Here is a 16143-nt window from a genome sequence, read left to right on the forward strand (position 1 = left end):
TCCTCTCTCACCATTCGGCGAAGGAGCCGTCGGGGTGGCGCCATACCGGGGAGCGCCACGCGTGCCCGTGCTCGGCGGCGGCGCGCACCGCCGCCTCGTCGATCGTGATTCCCAGACCGGGACGGGTGGGACGGGCGACGTGACCGTCGGCGAACGAGAACACCTCGGTGTCGACGAGATAGTCCAGCAGGTCGGCGCGCTCGTTGTAGTGGATGCCGAGGCTCTGCTCCTGGATCAGGAAGTTGGGGGTGGCGAAGGCGACCTGGAGGCTGGCGGCCAGCGATATCGGCCCCAGTGGACAGTGCGGGGCCAGCGCGACGTTCCACACCTCGGCCAGGGCGGCGATGCGGCGCAGCTCGGAGATGCCGCCCGCGTGCGAGACGTCGGGCTGCGCGACGGCGATACCGGCCTCGAGCGCGGGCAGAAAGTCGGAGCGGTGGTAGAGGCGCTCGCCGGTCGCGATCGGCACCGGACTGCACGCCACTATGGACGACAGCAGGTGTCGGTGCTCGGGCAGGACGGGTTCCTCGACGAACAGCGGGCTCAACGGCGCCAGCCGGGGCAACAGCTGCCGGGCGGCGGCGGCCGAGACCCGGCCGTGGAAGTCGATCGCGACGTCCCGCTCGTCGCCCAGCGCCTCCCGGACGCTGGCGACGCGCGCGACGACCGCGTCCAGTTCGGACTTGCTGGCGATGTGCGGCAGCCTGCCGCAGGCGTTCATCTTCACGGCGGTGAGTCCGGCCTCGGCCTGGGCGGCGGCGGCCTCACCGACCTCGCTGGGATCGTCGCCGCCGATCCAGCCGTAGACGCGGACCTGGTCGCGGACCGGACCGCCCAGCAGTTCGTGCACCGGAGCCCCGCGCACCTGACCGGCGATGTCCCACAGCGCCTGGTCCAGGCCCGCCACCGCGCTGGACAGCACCGGGCCGCCCCGGTAGAAGCCGCCCTTGGTGAGCACCTGCCAGTGGTCCTCAATGGGCAGCGGGTCGCGTCCGACGAGGTACTCGCCCAGTTCGGTCACGGCGGTGCGCACCGTCGCGGCCCGGCCCTCGACGACCGGCTCGCCCCAGCCGACGTGCCCCTCGTCGGTTTCGACGCGGCAGAACAGCCAGCGGGGCGGCACCAGGAAGGTCTCGATCCGGTCGATCTTCACTCAACTGCCCCCTGTGGTGCGTCGTTGGTCGTTCTTGGCCTTGTCCAGCAGTTCCCGCATCGCCTGTTCGGCGGCGGCCGGGAAACCGCGGCGCACCGCCTCGGCGACGGCGCGGTGGCTGGGCACCGGGTCGTCGTGGGGGTGGGCGCCGTGCACCAGCCGGTCGCGGGTGGCCAGGCCGGTCTCGATGAGGACCTCCATGCGTTCCAGCAGTTCGTTGTGGGTCGCGGTCAACAGGGCCCGGTGGAACTCCAGGTCGGCGGTCACCGCCAGGGTGGTGTCGCCCTCGGCCTGGGCGGTGGCCATCTTCGCCAGCGCGGCGTCGATGGCGCGCAGGTCGGCCTCGGTGCGGCGTTCGGCGGCCAGCCGGACCCCGGCGGGCTCGACGATGCCGCGCAACTCGTGCAGGTTGTCGAGGAACGCCTCGTCGGAGCGGTCGGCGAACTGCCACCGGATGATGTCGGCGTCCAGCAGGTTCCAGTCGGAACGCTCGCGCACGAAGGTGCCACGTTTCTGCCGGGCACCCACCAGGCCCTTGGCGGACAGCACTTTCAGCGCCTCGCGCATCGCGGTGCGGCTGACGTCCATCTCGGCCTCCAGCTCGGTGACCGCGATGGTGGCGCCGGGCGGCAGCTCGCCGGTCAGGATGCGCCGGGCGACCTCGCGCACCGTCTGGCCGTGCAGTCCGCGTCTGGTGTAGTTCGTCATTCTCGTCGTCCCCGTCTCAGGTCGAATCCTTGGTGATGCTCCAACCGCCGTCCACCACCAGCTCGCTTCCGGTGACATAGGACGCCTCGTCGCTGGCCAGGAAGGCCACGCACGCGGCCAACTCCTCGGGTGTGCCCATCCGGTCCAGGGTGGTCTGGGCGGCGCTGCGATGGCGGTCCGCTTCGGACACCCAGTCCCAGGCCGGTGTGAGTATCGGTCCGGGGATCACCGAGTTGACCCGCAGGTCCGGACCGTACTCGGCGGCGAGTTGCCGCCCCAGCGCGCACAGGCCGCCCTTGGCGGCGGCATAGGCCGGGCGGCCAGGCAGTCCCATGTGGGCATGTACCGAGGAGACGATGACGACGTTGCCTCGCCGGGGCCTCAGCTGCGGCAACAGCGCTCGCACGCCCTTGAACGCGGCCGAGAGGTTGACCGACAGCTGCCGGTCCCAGGAGACGTCGTCAGTCTCGTGGGCGGCGGCCACGTCCACCGTCGCGGCGTTGCTGACGAGGATATCGGCCCCGCCGCGTTCGGCGGCGACCGCGGCGACCCGTTGCCAGGCTTCGGTACTGGCGACGTCGGTGCGGACGAACTCCACCGTCGCCGCGAGTTGTGGCCTGGGCGCGTTGACATCCAGCGCCAGCACCCGGGCCCCCTCGTCGGTGAGTCGGTGGCACACGGCCGCCCCGATGCCGGAGCTCGCGCCGGTGACGACCGCGAGTCGGCCCGAGAACCGTTGCGCCATCGGCTTCGTCATGGTCATTCGCTTTCGGGAGTCCACGGAACGTATCGATAAATCAGCGTATTGAACAATACATATTTTATGATAATATCAGCCTCCCGCTCGAGACCACCATCACATTTTCAGGAGGCCCGGATGCCGTCGCTGTCCCGACGCACGGCTCTGCGCCTGGCCGCCGCCGCACTACTGCCCACGTCGCTCGCCGCTTGCGGCGGTGGCGGATCGGGGCGGCGCCAGCCGGGCGAAACCATCGAGCTGACTTTCTGGAACTGGGTTCCCGGCGTCGACAAGGCCGTGAACCTGTGGAACAAGCAGAACCCGGAAGTTCAGATAAGACTGTCCAACATCCCCTCCGGACCCAGCGGCGGCTACGCCAAGATGTTCGCCGCCCTCAAGGCCGGTGATCCGCCCGACCTGGCCCAGGTGGAGTACTACCAGATCCCGGCCTTCCTCATGGAGCAAGGACTGGAGGACCTGACCCAACACGGCTTCGCCGACCACAAGGACAAGTTCGTCGACTGGCAGTGGGACCAGGGCGCCTTCGGCGACGGCGTCTACGCCGTGCCACAGGCCTCGGGCCCGATGGCGATGTACTACCGCGCCGACCTGCTGGAGCAGTGGAACCTCGAACCGCCCGCCACCTGGGCCGAGTTCGAGGAGACCGCCGCCAAGATCCGCGAACACGACGCCTACATCTGCTCGTTCCCGCCCAACGACGCGGCCATGTTCACCTCGCTGTGCTGGCAGGCCGGCGCCCGCTGGTTCGGCACCAGCGGTGGCGAGTGGACCGTCGACATGGACAACGAACCCACCCGCAAGGTCGCCGAGTACTGGCAGCGCCTCATCAAGAAGGACCTGGTGCTGGCACAGCCGATGATGGCCAACGCCTGGTACAAGGCGGTGCAGGACGGCAAAGAGGTGCTGTGGGTCGGTCCGCAGTGGGGGGACGCGCTGATCAAGGGCAACGCCCCCAAGACCTCCGGCAAGTGGAAGGTCACCGGGATGCCACAGTGGAAAGAAGGCGAGTTCGCCTCGGCCAACTGGGGCGGCTCGTCCACCGCGCTGTTCAAGGGCGGCGACTTCCCCGCCGAGGCCCTGGAGTTCGCCATCTGGCTCAACACCGACCCCACGGCCGTCGACCTGCTCATCGAGGGCGGCTACGGCTGGCCCGCCGCCGCGGGCGTCTTCAAGGGCTCCAAACTGGACCGCGACGACGAGTTCTTCGGCGGTCGCTACAACGACGTCTTCGCCGAGGCGGACAAGGCCGTCGACACCAAGTGGCGCTGGACGCCGATCACCCTGGAGATCAACGAGAACCTCAACGCCGGATTCCAGGCCGCCTTCGGCTCCGGCGGCTCGTTCACCGACGTCGTCGCCACCGCCGAGAAACAAGCCATCGCCGGGATGAAGGCCAAGGGCCTTCCCGTCGCGTCCCCATAGGCCGGAGGATCAATGTCGATCAAAAACCGCCAGGCCCGGTCCGGCTGGGGTTTCCTCGCCCCGTTCCTGGTGCTGTTCGTCGCCTTCTTCATACTGCCCATCCTCTACGCGATCTACCAGAGCCTGTTCACCGTGAAACGCACCGGCGAACTGGGACTGGGAGGCCAGGAACTGTCGTTCTCGTGGTTCGACAACTACACCACCGCGCTGTCCGACACCGCCTTCGTCGACAGCCTGTGGACGGTCCTGATCTTCGCGCTCATCCAGGTGCCGGTCATGGTGCTGCTGGCGCTGACCCTCGCGCTGCTGCTCGAGTCCGCCTCCGCGCGCGGCGTCGGGTTCTTCCGGACCGCGTACTTCCTGCCGCACGGCGTCCCCGGCGTCATCGCCTCGATCCTGTGGGGATTCCTGTACGTGCCCGGGATCAGTCCGCTGTACAACCTGTTCGAGAGCGTCGGCCTGTCGGTGGACTTCATCTCCCCCGACACCATCCTGCTGTCCATCGTGAACATCGTGACCTGGGAGTTCGCCGGTTACAACGTCCTGGTACTCATCGCCCAGCTGAAGGCCGTCAACCCGAACCTCTTCGAAGCGGCCCGTGTGGACGGTGCCAGCCCGTGGCGGATCATCTGGCACATCAAACTGCCGCTCGCCCGTCCGGCGATCGTGATGGCCACCGTGTTCACCATCGTGGGCAGCCTGCAACTGTTCGCCGAACCGCTGGTGTTGCGTCCGGTGGCCGCCAGCATCACCTACACCTACACGCCCAACCTGGCCGCCTACAACGAGGCCTTCTTCGAGAACAACTACCAGCTGGCCGCGGCCCAGGCGGTCGTGCTCGCCGCGGTGGCGATGGTGTTGTCCTTCGGCTTCCTGCGCATCTTCGGACGAGGAGACAAGCAATGACCGCCCGCGCCAAGATCATCACGACCGCCGTCCTCACGGTCGTGGCCGTCTACTTCCTGCTGCCGGTGTACTGGCTCATCGTGGCGGCCACCAAGACCACCGAGGACCTGTTCGGCTCCAACGGACTGTGGTTCTCCAGCCCGCGACTGTGGACGAACATGGTCGAGCTGTTCACCTTCCAGGACGGCATCTACCTGCGCTGGACCCTCAACAGCATCCTGTACGCGGGAGTGGGCGCCCTGTGCGCCACCTTCATCTGCGCCATGGCCGGATACGGACTGGCCAAGTACCGCTTCGCCGGTCGCGAGAAGGTCTTCAACCTGGTGCTGGGCGGCGTCCTGTTGCCCGCCACCGCGTTGACGCTGCCGCTGTACCTGTTGATGAGCGAATTCTCGATGGCCAACACCTACTGGGCGGTGCTGCTGCCCGCGATGGTCAGCCCGTTCGGTGTCTACCTGTGCCGCATCTACGCCGCGGCGGCGGTCCCGGACGAACTGCTGGAGGCCGCCCGCATCGACGGCGCCAGCGAGTTCCGGGTCTTCCTGACCGTGGCGCTGCGCATCATGACGCCCGCACTGGTGACGATCTTCCTGTTCCAGTTCGTCGGGATCTGGAACAACTACTTCCTGCCCCTCATCATGCTGTCCGACTCGAACCTGTACCCGATCACGCTGGGACTGACGTCCTGGCAGGGCTTCGCCAGTCGGCAGCCGATTCTGTATCAGCTGACGGTCGGCGGCGCGTTCGTGTCCGTCATCCCGCTGATGATCATGATGGTTGTCCTGCAGCGCTTCTGGAGGACCGGACTCACACAAGGGAGTGTCAAAGAGTGACCGAACGCATGGCGCGCTTCAACGAGCGTCTCAGCCGTATCGCCTTCGGCGGCGACTACAACCCCGAGCAGTGGGACGAGGAGGTGTGGGCCGAGGACATGCGGCTGATGACCGAGGCCGGAGTGTCCATGGTGAGCCTGGGCATCTTCTCGTGGGCGAAGGTCGAGCCGCGACCCGGCGAGTACGACTTCGGCTGGGTGGACCGCATCTTCGAGCTGTTGTCCGCCAACGACATCGCGGTGTGCCTGGCGACCATGACGGCCTCGCCGCCGCCGTGGCTGGCCCGGCTGCATCCCGAGACGCTACCGATGCTGCCCGACGGTTCCCGGCTGTGGCCGGGCGGACGGCAGCACTACTGTCCGTCCTCTCCGGAGTACCGCCGCTACGCCACCCGGCTGGTGGCCAAGCTCGCCGAACGCTACGGCGACCACCCGGCGCTGGCGATGTGGCACATCGGCAACGAGTACGGATGCCATGTCCCCGAATGCTTCTGCGACGTCTCGGCGGTCGCGTTCCGCGGTTGGCTGCGCGAACGGTACGGCGACCTCGACACCCTCAACGACGCCTGGTCGACGAGCTTCTGGTCGCAAGCGTACGGAGACTGGGACGAGATCTTCCCGCCCCGCTCGGTGCCCGCGTTCCACAACCCGGCGCAGCGGCTGGACTTCTCGCGCTTCAGCTCGGACGAACTGCTGGCCTGCTACCTCGCCGAAACCGAGATCACCAACCGGGTCACCCCGAACGTCCCGGTCACCACCAACTTCGTGGGCGCCTGGCGCCGCATCAACACGATGAAATGGGCCCGGCACATGGACGTCGTCAGCTACGACTCCTATCCGGACCCGCACGACCCCGAGGCCGCCGCCGACTCCGCGCTGGCCTACGACCTGATGCGGTCCTTGCGCGACGGCCAGCCCTGGCTGCTGATGGAGCAGGCGCCCAGCGCCGTCAACTGGCGGGAACGCAACGGCGCCAAGCCACGCGACGTCATGCGACTGTGGAGCTGGCAGGCGATCGCGCACGGCGCCGACTCGGTGCTGTACTTCCAGTGGCGGGCCTCGCGCGGCGGCGCCGAACGGTTCCACAGTGGCATGGTGCCGCACGCGGGCGAGAACACCCGAATCCACCGCGAGATCCGGCAGCTCGGCAACGAACTGAAGGGACACTCGGCGCTGGTGGGCACCCGACAGACGTGCGACGTCGCGCTGGTCATCGACTGGGACTCCGGCTGGGCCGTCGAGGGAACCTCGCACCCCAGCGACGACGTCCGGCTCATGGACGCCGTGGCCGCGCACCACCGTCCACTGTATGACGCCAACGTGGCGGTCGACTTCGTGCGGCCCGGCGCCGACCTGTCGAAGTACAAGCTGGTCGTGGTGCCGAACCTGTACCTGGTCAGCGAAGCCGACGCGCGGAACATCTCCGACTACGTCCACGGCGGCGGCACGGTTTTGATGTCGTTCTTCTCCGGCATCGTCGACGAGTACGACCGGGTTCACCTCGGCGGCTACCCGGCGCCGTTCCGGGAACTGCTGGGACTGTGGATCGAGGAGTTCTGGCCGCTGCCGCGGGGCGGAAGCACCGGCATCAGCTTCGACGGCGATCTGTCCGCTTTGGGCAGTGACACCGCGACGCGGTGGTCGGAGGTCATCCGCACCGAGGGGGCCGAGACCCTGGCGACCTTCGCCGGTGGCGACCTGGACGGCGAACCGGCCGCCACCCGGCATCGCTTCGGCGACGGCGAGGCGTACTACCTGGGCACCCGTCCCAGCCCGGAACGGATGCGGTCGCTGCTGGACCACCTGCGGCAGCGCACCGCCGTCGCACCGACGCTGGCGGACCTGCCCGACGGCGTCCAGGCCCGCACCCGGGTCGGCGAGGACGGCACGGCGCACCACATCCTGCTCAACCACACCGCGCGGCCGGTGACCGTCACCGTGGACGGTGCCGCGGTCGAGTTGGCCGCGCACGACGTCGCGGTGGTGACCGCGAAGGCCTAAGGGGCCGCGAGTTCTCCGCTGCGCTTCAGGTTTGGGGCGCAAGCTTCCCGAACATCCAGCTGCCCGGCTCGGCCGGATCGTCGCCGCAGTAGTACTGCCGCATGGTGCTCACGAAGGCGTCACGATCCAAAGTGGTCCCGTCCGGCGCGATCCGCGCCACCGCGACGTCCACCGCCGAGTCGGGCACGCCGTACCCCTCGAGCATCATCCGCAGCTCGCCGGCGTCGACGACCCCGTCGGCGTCGACGTCGCAGATGTCGAACACCGCCTCGATGGTCGGGCGCAGCAGCCGGTCGAAGTTGTCCGGCGAGTCGATCAGCTCCCGCCCCATCAGGGTCACGAACTCGTCCCGGCTGACCCGGTGGTCCCCGTCGCTGTCGCCCTCGGTCAGCAGCTCCCGCCACAGCCTTCGGTACGCGGCCACCAACGCCACCACCCGTTCGTCGCGGGCCGCCACCGGAAACGCCCGGGACAGCCGCGACGTGATCCGCAGATAGTCACCCAGCTCCAGGTAGCCGCTGCCGTTGACGTCCAGGGTGTCGAACCGCCGCAGCAACTTGCGCCGCTGGAACTCACTGACCACCATCGCAGCCTCCCTCTGTGCGTGTGTGCGCTGATTCAACCACGACAACCGCTATGCCCTAAGGTTGTGGCCCATGTCATTGCGCCGGAGTATCTCCCGTTCACGCCTGGCCCCGGTGGCGCTGTTCCCGTACCGGCTGGCCAGGGTGTTCCGTCATGACCGCAAGGTCGTCGGCCGCTCGCTGAAATGGCTGTTCACCTCGCGCGAGCACCACAACTTCACCTACGACCTGACCAAGATCAACCGCGGCCACCTGGCCTGGTTCATCAGTGCCGTGTGCGACGTCCCGGTCAAGAAGGTACGCGAATACCTGGACGAAGTGGAGAACGACACCGAACTGGTCGAGCACATCAGCAGCACCACCGCGAGTTCGGCACGTCGCGGCCTGACCGACCGCAAGGCCCGCTACGCCCGCCGGATGGGCTGGTACGCCCTGGTGCGGATCCTCAAACCCCAACACGTCGTCGAAACCGGAGTCGACAAAGGACTCGGCACCTGCGTGCTGGCCGCCGCACTGCGCCGCAACGCCGCCGAGGGCCACCCCGGCCGGGTCACCGCCGTGGACATCAACCCCGAGGCCGGGTTCCTGGTGCGTTCCGGCCCCTACGCCGAGGTCGTCGACCTGGTGCTCGACGACTCGATCGCGACGATCAAGAACCTCGACCGGCCGGTGGACCTGTTCATCCACGACAGCGACCACGCCGCCGAGCACGAGAAACGCGAGTTCAAGACCGTCGAGAACAAGCTGGCCGACAACGCGGTCCTGCTCACCGACAACGCCTCCGTCACCAACGTGCTCGCCCGGCACGCCGACAAGACCGGCCGCCGGTTCCTGTTCTACCGCGAACAGCCCGCCCGGCACTGGTTCGCCGGTGAGGGCATTGGCGTGGCCTGGTGGCCCGGCCGCTAGCGGCGCGACCCGACTGACGGCGAAACGATCCTGGCCGGGTGGCCCCGGTGCCTGGCCACTCGACAGTGCCGCCGACCTGGTCGGCGTCCATAGCGTCGGGGTATGCGAAAAGTCCTGCAGGTGCTCGGCCTGTACCTGGTGATCGCCGGAATCAGCGGCACCCTCGACCACGTGGCGATCCAGCCCATCATGGGCGTGGTCTTCAACGCCTTCAACCGTTTCCTGCTGCCGCACCTCGACGCGCTCAAGGGCTACGAGGTCCCCGCGAACCTGAGCCTGTCGGTCGTGGGCGCGGTGCTGCTGCTGGCCGTCGGGCGCAGGGAGAAGACGGCATGAACCGCCGCGAAGGACGCCGCACCCGCTGGCTGGCCGTGCTGCTGTTGCTGGTCCTGTCCCCGGTGTGCGCCGAGTACATCCAGGCCTACGACGACTCGACCGGCAACCCCGTGGCCCTGCTGGGCGCGCTGCTCGTGTTCGTCCCGCTGTACGGCGCGCCCGCCGTGCTGATCCGGGAACTGGCGCGCCGCTTCGACGTCCGCTGGCCCGGCATCCTGGCGCTGACGACGGGGTTCGGCATCCTGCAGGCGGGCGTCATCGACCAGTCGATGTTCGACACCGGCTACCGGGGCATCGACTACTGGGACGACATGATCATGCCGACCTGGATCGAACCGCTGGGCATCTCGGTCAACGCGTCGCTGGCTTTCGTTCTCGGGCACGCCATCTGGAGCTTCGGCGTCCCGATCGCGCTGTCGGAGGCGATCAGCGGCCGGTACTCGCGCACCCCGTGGCTGCGCTGGCCAGGCTTGAGCGTGTTGGTCGTGCTGTACCTGGCGGCGGCCGCGCTGATCATGGTCGGCGAGGACAGTGGCGGCGCCTCGTCCGGTCAGTTGGTCGGGGCGCTGGCCGTCACCGCCGCGCTGGCGCTGTTCGCGTTCACGCTGGGCCGTCGTCGGCGGGACCGGCGCGATCGCAGGGTGCCCGCCCCGCTGCTGGTCTTCGCGGTCGCGGCGCCGGTGTCGTTCGGGTTCAACATGCTCGGCTACTCGATCTCGGACACCGTGATCGTGGTCGGCCTTCTGGTCGCGGTGGCGGCGGCCGTGACCTACCTGTCGGGCTCCCGCGCCTGGACCGGCCGCCACGTCGCGGCGCTGGCCAGCGGCACGCTGCTCGGCCGGGTCGGCATCGGTTTCCTGACCGACCCGCTCGGCGATGTCTCGGCGGTGGCCCACGCCGGGCACAGTGTCTTCTTCCTGCTGATGGCGCTGGGCCTGTGGCTGTTGGCTGACCGCCGCAGCCGAGCCACGCCCGCGACTGACGTGGCGTGACGGGCTGGCGGGCGGTGGCCAGTGGCCTCGCCCGCCGCCGCACCGGCTCGCGATGGCCGGTGCGGTTACCAGGAAGCCCGCTCGCCGGGCCGCTCCGGCCCGGTGCTGATCGAGCCGATGGCTCGGCTACCAGGAAGCCCGCTCAGCGCGGAACGTCGCCGACGGTTCCGGCAGCTCGATGTCCGCGAACTGCTTCGGCCAGTCGGCGGCCCGATACTCCAGGCCCAGGTCCACATGGTGCAGTTCGACCTCGGCCAACCGCCGCGACACGGTCTGCTCGGCCGGGAACAGCTCGCTGTTCAGCACCCTCACCTGGGCACCCCACGCGTCGTCGGACGTCTCGGCGACCTTGGCGAGGAACCGCTCGGCGGACGCCCGCAGGTCGGCCACGAGCTCGTCGGCGCTTCGCCCCGAACCCGCCTCGATGTCGGCGGCGCGCGACTCCTGGCTCGCGTACGCCGGGGTCTCGACCCCCGTACTGGCCCAGGTCAGCAGGTTGCACATCGCGTCGGCCTGCCGCGCGACATGCGTCAGGACGTGGCCCCGGCTCCAGCCGGGCAGCAGCGAGTCGGCCCGCAGCTGCGCGTCGCTGAGACCTCGGACGGTGTCGATTAGCCGATCGGTTGCGGGACCTAGCAAGGCCAGTGCCTCGGTTCGTTGTGCGCTCATCGGCGAACTCTAACCGCGCCAGCCCGCTAGGCCAGCACCACCAGCCGCCGTCGCAGTCGCTCCGGCAGCCGGTCCTCGTCGAGCCGACCCGAGGTCGCCTCGACCAGGTCCGCCGTGGACAGTCGCGCCTTCTCGTCGCCGAAAGACACCTCGTAGCCGTCACCCGAGGGCTCCACCGTCACGCCCTTGCCGTACTCGGCCAGCGCGTCGCGGGCGAACTCCAGCCGCCAGGCCAGCCGGTCGTCCCGCTCCGCCTCGGTCACCGGCACCGCGATGTCGTCCGCGTGGATCGCGTACTCGCACGCGAAGAACCAGGTCTGCCGCCCCAGCGGGTACTCCCCGGCCTGGGTGTCGATGACGGCGTCGACGCCGCGTTCCCGCAGTCGCGGATGCGACTCGGCGACCTGCTCCCGCCACCGCCGCAACAGTTCGTCGGTCGGGGTCTCGGCGTGCCGCCGGATCAGGAACTCGTTGAGCTGTTCGTAGCCGACGCCCTGGCCGGCCTGGTTCGCGTACGCGTCGACGGTGCCGTCCAGCCCGGCGCGGATGTAGTCCTCGATGCCGCTCAGGTGAGCCAGCATCGCCTTGCGGTCCCAGCCGGGGCAGCGGCTCTCGACCCGCCACTCGTCCGGGCTCAGTCCGCTGAGGAACGCGTCCACCCGCCGGGTTTCGGCGTCGAGCCTGTCGAAAGGATTGTCGGTCACGGCCGTCACTCTACGTCCGCACCACCGTTCCAGGCCAGGACTCGGCGATGCCTGTTGGATCACTCGCCGAACAGCTCGCGCACCGCCGCCTCGGTGCCGACCCGGGTCAACAGGTCCCGCACGGCTTCGCGGGCGTGGCCGAGCACCTTGCGGCTGTCGTGCAGCTGCCGGTGCATGTTGGCGTGCCGGATAAGCGCGTCCAGTTCGAAGACCAGCCGCTCCGCGACGACGTCGGGGCGCAGCTGTCCGGCTTCGCGGGCGGCGACCGCCTGTTGCTCCAGCAGGTTGCTCCACCGGTTGTGGATCTTGGCGAGGGCGTCGTGGATGCGGCCCGGTCGGGAGTTGAACTCGGCGCCGACGGTGGAGAAGAAGCAGCCGCCGGGGAAGGTCTCGATCTCGATGTGGTGCAACCAGCCGTCGGTCAGGTACCACAGCCGGGGCAGGCCCACGGGCTGTTCGGCGGCGGGGGCGATGACGGCCCGGCCGAAGCGTTCGGCGGCGTGCGTGATCACGTCCAGCTGGAGCTCCAACTTCGATCCGAAGTGGAGCAGGGCGCCGCTCTTGCTGATGCCGAGTTCGGCGGCGAGTTTGCCGATGGACAGGCCGTCGAGTCCGGAGATCGAGGCCAGATCGACGGCACGGTCGAGGATCGCCCGCCGTTTGGCGTTGCCTCGTTCCAGTCGACCGTCGGTCCGCGACTCGCACTCCATGGCATTCAGTCTGACCCACCCCGCTGAGGTTCGGTAATCCTTCCCACTAAAGTATATGAACGACCGTTCGTTTATAAAGGAGAAGTGCCATGGATCATCGCCAGCAATACCGGCAGGCGCAGCTCGACCTCGTCGACATCGTCAGGAACCTGAAGGACGAAGACCTGGACGCGCCGACGACCTGCAGTGGCTGGACGGTTCGCGACATCCTCAAACACGTCACCCAGAACGCGTACTCGACGGCGGCGAAGCTGCGCGACGAGGAATACGACCCCGAGACCGACGAACGACTCGGCAACGACCTCCGGGAGGAGTTCCCGCTCGCCTCCGACGCGGCGTGGGAGTACAACAAGCAGGACAAGGTGTTGGAGCAGAAGATCCAGTTCGCCGGCACCGAACAACCGGGCTGGGTGGCGCTGGCGTTCCAGTTCGCCGACATCCTCGTCCACCAGTGGGACATCAGCCACTCGCTGTCGCGGCCGATCACGCTGCGGCCCGACGCGGTCGCCGACGCCACCACGATCGCCGGGATGATCCCCGACGGCGACGAGTTCCGCGGCCCGGGCAAGCCCTTCGGCCGCATCGTCGCCACCGACTCCGACGACCCGCAGGACAAGCTGCTGGCCATCACCGGCCGCGACCCGCGCTGGACCCCCGCCGCGGCCTGACCCCGTGACGAGAACCGGCCCGCGTCGCTGTTCGGCGCGGGCCGGTCTTTCGTCGCTACCCTCCGGCTTCGGCGCGCTTCTTCAGCGCCTTGTTCATGGCCTTGAACTGCGGCAGGGTGTCGCCGTCGAGCCAGCTCTGCATCGGCGGCACCAGCGCTCCGGTGAAGTCCTCGCTTTGGATGAGCCTGGTTCCGCTGCCGCGCTTGATGAGCCGGAACGAGTGCTCGCCGTCGAACAGCAGACCCGGGCTGAGCTTGCCGATCCAGCGCAGCTCCTTGCCCGGTTCGACGACCAGGACGGTGGGGGTGAACTCGGTTTCGGTGCCGTCGGCACCGCGCATCAGGTTGGTGATGGTCCCGCCTTCCTTCAGACCTCCCTTGGAGGACACCAGGAACGGGTTCCAGTCGGGGTAGGACTCGCGGTCGACGAGCACCTCCCAGACCTTGTCGGGCGGGGCGTCGATGTCGATGCTCGCGGTCAGGGTGTAGACGTGCAGGTTCGCCCAGGCGGTGTATCCGGCGAGCAGGACGACCAGCACGGACAGTCCAATGAGAATCCGGTTACGCAGCTTCCTGGGCTTGGGCGGGGGGTCGGGCGGATCGGAGGGGGGCATGTTTCTCCTTAGGGGTCAACAGAATCGTACGGCTGTATACCGGATATCGCTGACCCTCCACTGTCAAGAACAATTGCGGGATTTCGACAGTCCTTAAGAGATTTTCCACAGGGCGGAACTTATCCACAGGCTCTGTGGATAACCCTGTGTATTTCTATCCCGCCAGCAGACGATTGACTTCCCGCACAATCACTTCGGGACGGTCTATATGCATCATGTGCTTGGCACCCCGCACGACTTCGTGGCGCCCGTTCGGAAACAGGGCCGCCAGCCGCCGGTGCGCGGCGATCCAGTGCCTGCTGTCCCGGCTCTTCGGGTCGGTGCCCACGGCGGTCAGCACGACGACGGGCACCTCGGGCGCGTGGCTGGTAGCGCGCGACTTCGCCAGGGCCGCCGCGAAATCCCGGAACGCCAACTCCTCAGCGGCGGCGGCCACCAGCGTCTCGCCGCGCCGGTACACCGACCGGGTAGCCGCGACCACCCCGGCGCCGGGCCGCCGCAACGCCACCGCCCGCAGCGAAAGGCTCCACAGCGCGGGCCCGAGGTGGCGGGCGAGCCCGGTGACGTCGAGCGCCTTCCCGAGGGCCCCGGCCCCGTGGAACGCCGCCCGGACCAGCCCCGCCTCGATCGCCCCGCGCCCCGTGGCGTCGGGGTCCCAGGACGGATCCACCAACACCAGCCCCGCCACCGGATACCGCCGCGCGTAAGCCTCGGCGATGAGCGCCCCAAACGAATGAGCGACCACCACGGGCGGCCCCAACCGATGCCCCACAACAAGATCCCGCACCCGCACGATCTCGTCGGCGAGCGTGGGAAACGTCTGGTGCCGAGTCCGATCGGCGATGAGCACGGTCCCCGCGTCCGCCAACGCGGTCTCGACCGGCCGCCAGGTCCAACGGCTGTCGGCCAGCCCGGTGAGGATCACGACATCGCTCATGCCCGGCTCCCCGCCGCGTGGGTCGTCGGTCGCTCATGGACGGCGATCGCGGCCATGCCCGGCTCCCGCGCGTTGGTCAGCTGTTGGCTGTGGGCGGCGCTGGGGTTGATGACGCAGTCTTCCGTCTTGCCGCGTCGGTGGCTGATCGGTCGTGGTTGCCGACGGGGTTCACGAGGCTGGCTCCCGGCCGCGTCGGTTGTCGGCCGGTCGTGGACGGCGATGTGGGTCATGGTCGCGCCCCGTTCGTGTCGACGGCCGTTGGCTGCTCGCTGGGGGCGAGGTTGGCCGTCGCTGTCCGTGCGGCGGTGGGGTCGCTGCTGGTTGCGCGCCAGGTTCGCAGCGCCAGCCACACCAGCCAGGCCGACACGATGAGGAGCTGAAGCCTTTGGGCCACACCGACGAGGTGATCCGTCGCGACGGCGAGCATCGTCGCGGCTGTCGCCGCGACCATGAGCCCGCTCAGGACCCACGCGGTCACGGTGCGCCAGGCCCACGCGAACGCGATCAGCCCCACGAACGGAGCCGCCGCCGCCAAGCTGCTCGACAGCGTGTGGATCTGGTGCCGCAGCGGTACCTTCCCGGCGACCTCGGCGGTGGCGCAGGTCGGGTCCAGCGAGGGTGCGCAGGACATGTTGAACAGTCCCGCGTCCAGCATGGTGAACACGCCGAAGGCGACCACGCAGGCCCAGCCCAGCCACGGCCGCCGCCGCAGCGCCCACAACCCCGCGACGCAAGCCGCCGCACCCGCGACCAGGTCACCGATCCGAAACGCCAGCGACCCGGGCTGATCGGAGGCGGCCAGCTCGCTGGCGTAGGACACGACGGGGCCCAGTCCCGGGTTGACCCAGCCGCCCAGCAACCAGCTCGCGTACACGACTCCCGAGGCAAGCAACGCGATGGCCACGACCCGAGTCCCAACGCTCGACCCGTGTGGCTCGTCGGCCTGGAGTGGGCCGGCCGCCGCGGGGCGGCTTGCCCCAGACGGGGGGTGGCCGTCCGCGCTCTGACGGCTCGCGTCGGCTTGCCGCGGGGCGACTGGCTCGGGGTGGGCGGCTGTGCCTGGCCCCGGCCCAGAGCCAGAGCCAGAGTCAGAGCCGGGCCCAAGCTCGGGGTGGGTGGCTGTGCCTTGCCCAGGGCCAGCGTCGGCGCCAAGCTCAAGCCCAGGCTCCGAGCCAAGGCCAGCGTCAGGCTCAAGGCCAAGCTCAGAGCCGGAGCCGGGCCCAAGCTCAGGCTCCGAGC

19 protein-coding genes are annotated in these 16143 nt (G+C 68.9%); 8 read left to right on the forward strand and 11 right to left on the reverse strand.

Annotated elements, in window-relative coordinates; all coding sequences use genetic code 11:
* Positions 1-7 precede the first annotated feature (7 nt).
* Genes dgoD through SNAS_RS00250 form a run of 3 tightly spaced genes read right to left on the reverse strand, consistent with a single transcriptional unit; the run spans position 8 to position 2624 of the window.
* Positions 8-1153, reverse strand: a complete 1146-nt coding sequence (gene dgoD / locus SNAS_RS00240) for a galactonate dehydratase (RefSeq protein ID WP_013015338.1) — start codon at positions 1151-1153, stop codon at positions 8-10.
* Entirely contained in the window at positions 1154-1861 is a 708-nt protein-coding gene (locus SNAS_RS00245) for a FadR/GntR family transcriptional regulator (RefSeq protein ID WP_013015339.1), read from the reverse strand. It abuts the gene before it with no gap.
* A 16-nt stretch (positions 1862-1877) separates the two neighbouring features.
* Positions 1878-2624, reverse strand: a complete 747-nt coding sequence (locus SNAS_RS00250) for an SDR family NAD(P)-dependent oxidoreductase (protein ID WP_013015340.1) — start codon at positions 2622-2624, stop codon at positions 1878-1880.
* A 114-nt stretch (positions 2625-2738) separates the two neighbouring features.
* Here SNAS_RS00250 and SNAS_RS00255 point away from each other — a divergent pair, with 114 nt between their 5' ends.
* Genes SNAS_RS00255 through SNAS_RS00270 form a run of 4 tightly spaced genes read left to right on the forward strand, consistent with a single transcriptional unit; the run spans position 2739 to position 7782 of the window.
* Positions 2739-4043 (forward strand): ABC transporter substrate-binding protein, encoded by a 1305-nt coding sequence (locus SNAS_RS00255; protein ID WP_013015341.1) that lies wholly within the window; start codon positions 2739-2741, stop codon positions 4041-4043.
* 12 nt (positions 4044-4055) lie between these two features.
* On the forward strand, positions 4056-4949 hold the full coding sequence (locus tag SNAS_RS00260; protein WP_013015342.1) for a carbohydrate ABC transporter permease: 894 nt from the start codon (positions 4056-4058) through the stop codon (positions 4947-4949).
* Positions 4946-5782: a carbohydrate ABC transporter permease gene (locus SNAS_RS00265; protein ID WP_013015343.1), complete on the forward strand. Its 837-nt coding sequence runs from the start codon at positions 4946-4948 to the stop codon at positions 5780-5782. The genes SNAS_RS00260 and SNAS_RS00265 overlap by 4 nt, the downstream gene beginning before the upstream one ends.
* A gap of 8 nt (positions 5783-5790) precedes the next feature.
* Positions 5791-7782 (forward strand): beta-galactosidase, encoded by a 1992-nt coding sequence (locus SNAS_RS00270; protein ID WP_013015344.1) that lies wholly within the window; start codon positions 5791-5793, stop codon positions 7780-7782.
* 25 nt (positions 7783-7807) lie between these two features.
* Here the strand turns inward: SNAS_RS00270 and SNAS_RS32160 are convergent, their stop codons facing one another.
* Positions 7808-8368 (reverse strand): EF-hand domain-containing protein, encoded by a 561-nt coding sequence (locus SNAS_RS32160; protein WP_013015345.1) that lies wholly within the window; start codon positions 8366-8368, stop codon positions 7808-7810.
* Between the two features lie 70 nt (positions 8369-8438).
* Here SNAS_RS32160 and SNAS_RS00280 point away from each other — a divergent pair, with 70 nt between their 5' ends.
* The 3 genes from SNAS_RS00280 (at position 8439) to SNAS_RS00290 (ending at position 10603) form a co-directional block, all read left to right on the forward strand.
* Positions 8439-9275, forward strand: a complete 837-nt coding sequence (locus tag SNAS_RS00280; RefSeq protein WP_013015346.1) for a class I SAM-dependent methyltransferase — start codon at positions 8439-8441, stop codon at positions 9273-9275.
* A gap of 102 nt (positions 9276-9377) precedes the next feature.
* On the forward strand, positions 9378-9611 hold the full coding sequence (locus SNAS_RS00285) for a hypothetical protein (RefSeq protein ID WP_013015347.1): 234 nt from the start codon (positions 9378-9380) through the stop codon (positions 9609-9611).
* Positions 9608-10603, forward strand: coding sequence for a hypothetical protein (locus SNAS_RS00290; RefSeq protein ID WP_013015348.1), 996 nt, complete (start codon positions 9608-9610; stop codon positions 10601-10603). The genes SNAS_RS00285 and SNAS_RS00290 overlap by 4 nt, the downstream gene beginning before the upstream one ends.
* 126 nt (positions 10604-10729) lie before the next feature.
* On the opposite strand, the gene SNAS_RS00295 is transcribed toward SNAS_RS00290, so the two are convergent.
* The 3 genes from SNAS_RS00295 to SNAS_RS00305 are packed head-to-tail and all read right to left on the reverse strand — an operon-like array spanning position 10730 to position 12686.
* Positions 10730-11272 (reverse strand): maleylpyruvate isomerase family mycothiol-dependent enzyme, encoded by a 543-nt coding sequence (locus SNAS_RS00295; RefSeq protein WP_013015349.1) that lies wholly within the window; start codon positions 11270-11272, stop codon positions 10730-10732.
* A gap of 26 nt (positions 11273-11298) precedes the next feature.
* Positions 11299-11976, reverse strand: a complete 678-nt coding sequence (locus SNAS_RS35545; protein WP_169313833.1) for a maleylpyruvate isomerase family mycothiol-dependent enzyme — start codon at positions 11974-11976, stop codon at positions 11299-11301.
* 59 nt (positions 11977-12035) lie between these two features.
* On the reverse strand, positions 12036-12686 hold the full coding sequence (locus tag SNAS_RS00305; RefSeq protein WP_013015351.1) for a TetR/AcrR family transcriptional regulator: 651 nt from the start codon (positions 12684-12686) through the stop codon (positions 12036-12038).
* Positions 12687-12775: 89 nt separating this feature from the next.
* On the opposite strand from SNAS_RS00305, the gene SNAS_RS00310 reads away from it, so the two are divergent.
* Positions 12776-13354, forward strand: a complete 579-nt coding sequence (locus SNAS_RS00310; RefSeq protein ID WP_013015352.1) for a TIGR03086 family metal-binding protein — start codon at positions 12776-12778, stop codon at positions 13352-13354.
* Between the two features lie 55 nt (positions 13355-13409).
* Here the strand turns inward: SNAS_RS00310 and SNAS_RS00315 are convergent, their stop codons facing one another.
* The 4 genes from SNAS_RS00315 to SNAS_RS35550 all read right to left on the reverse strand — a co-directional run bounded on the left by SNAS_RS00315 (position 13410) and on the right by SNAS_RS35550 (position 15808).
* Entirely contained in the window at positions 13410-13967 is a 558-nt protein-coding gene (locus tag SNAS_RS00315; protein ID WP_013015353.1) for an SRPBCC domain-containing protein, read from the reverse strand.
* 154 nt (positions 13968-14121) lie between these two features.
* Positions 14122-14904: an alpha/beta fold hydrolase gene (locus SNAS_RS00320; protein WP_013015354.1), complete on the reverse strand. Its 783-nt coding sequence runs from the start codon at positions 14902-14904 to the stop codon at positions 14122-14124.
* A complete protein-coding gene (locus SNAS_RS00325) occupies positions 14901-15134 on the reverse strand; it encodes a hypothetical protein (protein ID WP_013015355.1) in 234 nt (77 codons plus the stop codon). Before SNAS_RS00325 ends, SNAS_RS00320 begins: the two co-directional genes overlap by 4 nt.
* Positions 15131-15808, reverse strand: a complete 678-nt coding sequence (locus SNAS_RS35550; protein WP_013015356.1) for a DUF998 domain-containing protein — start codon at positions 15806-15808, stop codon at positions 15131-15133. The genes SNAS_RS00325 and SNAS_RS35550 overlap by 4 nt, the downstream gene beginning before the upstream one ends.
* Between the last annotated feature and the right edge of the window lie 335 nt (positions 15809-16143).

Source organism: Stackebrandtia nassauensis DSM 44728, from assembly GCF_000024545.1.
In the GTDB taxonomy this organism is placed as follows: Bacteria; Actinomycetota; Actinomycetes; order Mycobacteriales; family Micromonosporaceae; genus Stackebrandtia; species Stackebrandtia nassauensis.

Excerpts from the sequence above, each read along its gene's own strand:
- SNAS_RS00310 (WP_013015352.1), top strand. The coding sequence starts at position 12,776 with ATGGATCATCGCCAGCAATACCGGCAGGCGCAGCTCGACCTCGTCGAC.
- SNAS_RS00295 (WP_013015349.1), bottom strand. The coding sequence starts at position 11,272 with ATGAGCGCACAACGAACCGAGGCACTGGCCTTGCTAGGTCCCGCAACC.
- SNAS_RS00315 (WP_013015353.1), bottom strand. The coding sequence starts at position 13,967 with ATGCCCCCCTCCGATCCGCCCGACCCCCCGCCCAAGCCCAGGAAGCTG.
- SNAS_RS00250 (WP_013015340.1), bottom strand. The coding sequence starts at position 2,624 with ATGACCATGACGAAGCCGATGGCGCAACGGTTCTCGGGCCGACTCGCG.
- SNAS_RS00245 (WP_013015339.1), bottom strand. The coding sequence starts at position 1,861 with ATGACGAACTACACCAGACGCGGACTGCACGGCCAGACGGTGCGCGAG.
- SNAS_RS00320 (WP_013015354.1), bottom strand. The coding sequence starts at position 14,904 with ATGAGCGATGTCGTGATCCTCACCGGGCTGGCCGACAGCCGTTGGACC.
- SNAS_RS00285 (WP_013015347.1), top strand. The coding sequence starts at position 9,378 with ATGCGAAAAGTCCTGCAGGTGCTCGGCCTGTACCTGGTGATCGCCGGA.
- SNAS_RS00325 (WP_013015355.1), bottom strand. The coding sequence starts at position 15,134 with ATGACCCACATCGCCGTCCACGACCGGCCGACAACCGACGCGGCCGGG.
- SNAS_RS00265 (WP_013015343.1), top strand. The coding sequence starts at position 4,946 with ATGACCGCCCGCGCCAAGATCATCACGACCGCCGTCCTCACGGTCGTG.
- SNAS_RS00260 (WP_013015342.1), top strand. The coding sequence starts at position 4,056 with ATGTCGATCAAAAACCGCCAGGCCCGGTCCGGCTGGGGTTTCCTCGCC.
- SNAS_RS00305 (WP_013015351.1), bottom strand. The coding sequence starts at position 12,686 with ATGGAGTGCGAGTCGCGGACCGACGGTCGACTGGAACGAGGCAACGCC.
- SNAS_RS00290 (WP_013015348.1), top strand. The coding sequence starts at position 9,608 with ATGAACCGCCGCGAAGGACGCCGCACCCGCTGGCTGGCCGTGCTGCTG.
- SNAS_RS32160 (WP_013015345.1), bottom strand. The coding sequence starts at position 8,368 with ATGGTGGTCAGTGAGTTCCAGCGGCGCAAGTTGCTGCGGCGGTTCGAC.
- SNAS_RS00255 (WP_013015341.1), top strand. The coding sequence starts at position 2,739 with ATGCCGTCGCTGTCCCGACGCACGGCTCTGCGCCTGGCCGCCGCCGCA.
- SNAS_RS00280 (WP_013015346.1), top strand. The coding sequence starts at position 8,439 with ATGTCATTGCGCCGGAGTATCTCCCGTTCACGCCTGGCCCCGGTGGCG.
- SNAS_RS00270 (WP_013015344.1), top strand. The coding sequence starts at position 5,791 with ATGGCGCGCTTCAACGAGCGTCTCAGCCGTATCGCCTTCGGCGGCGAC.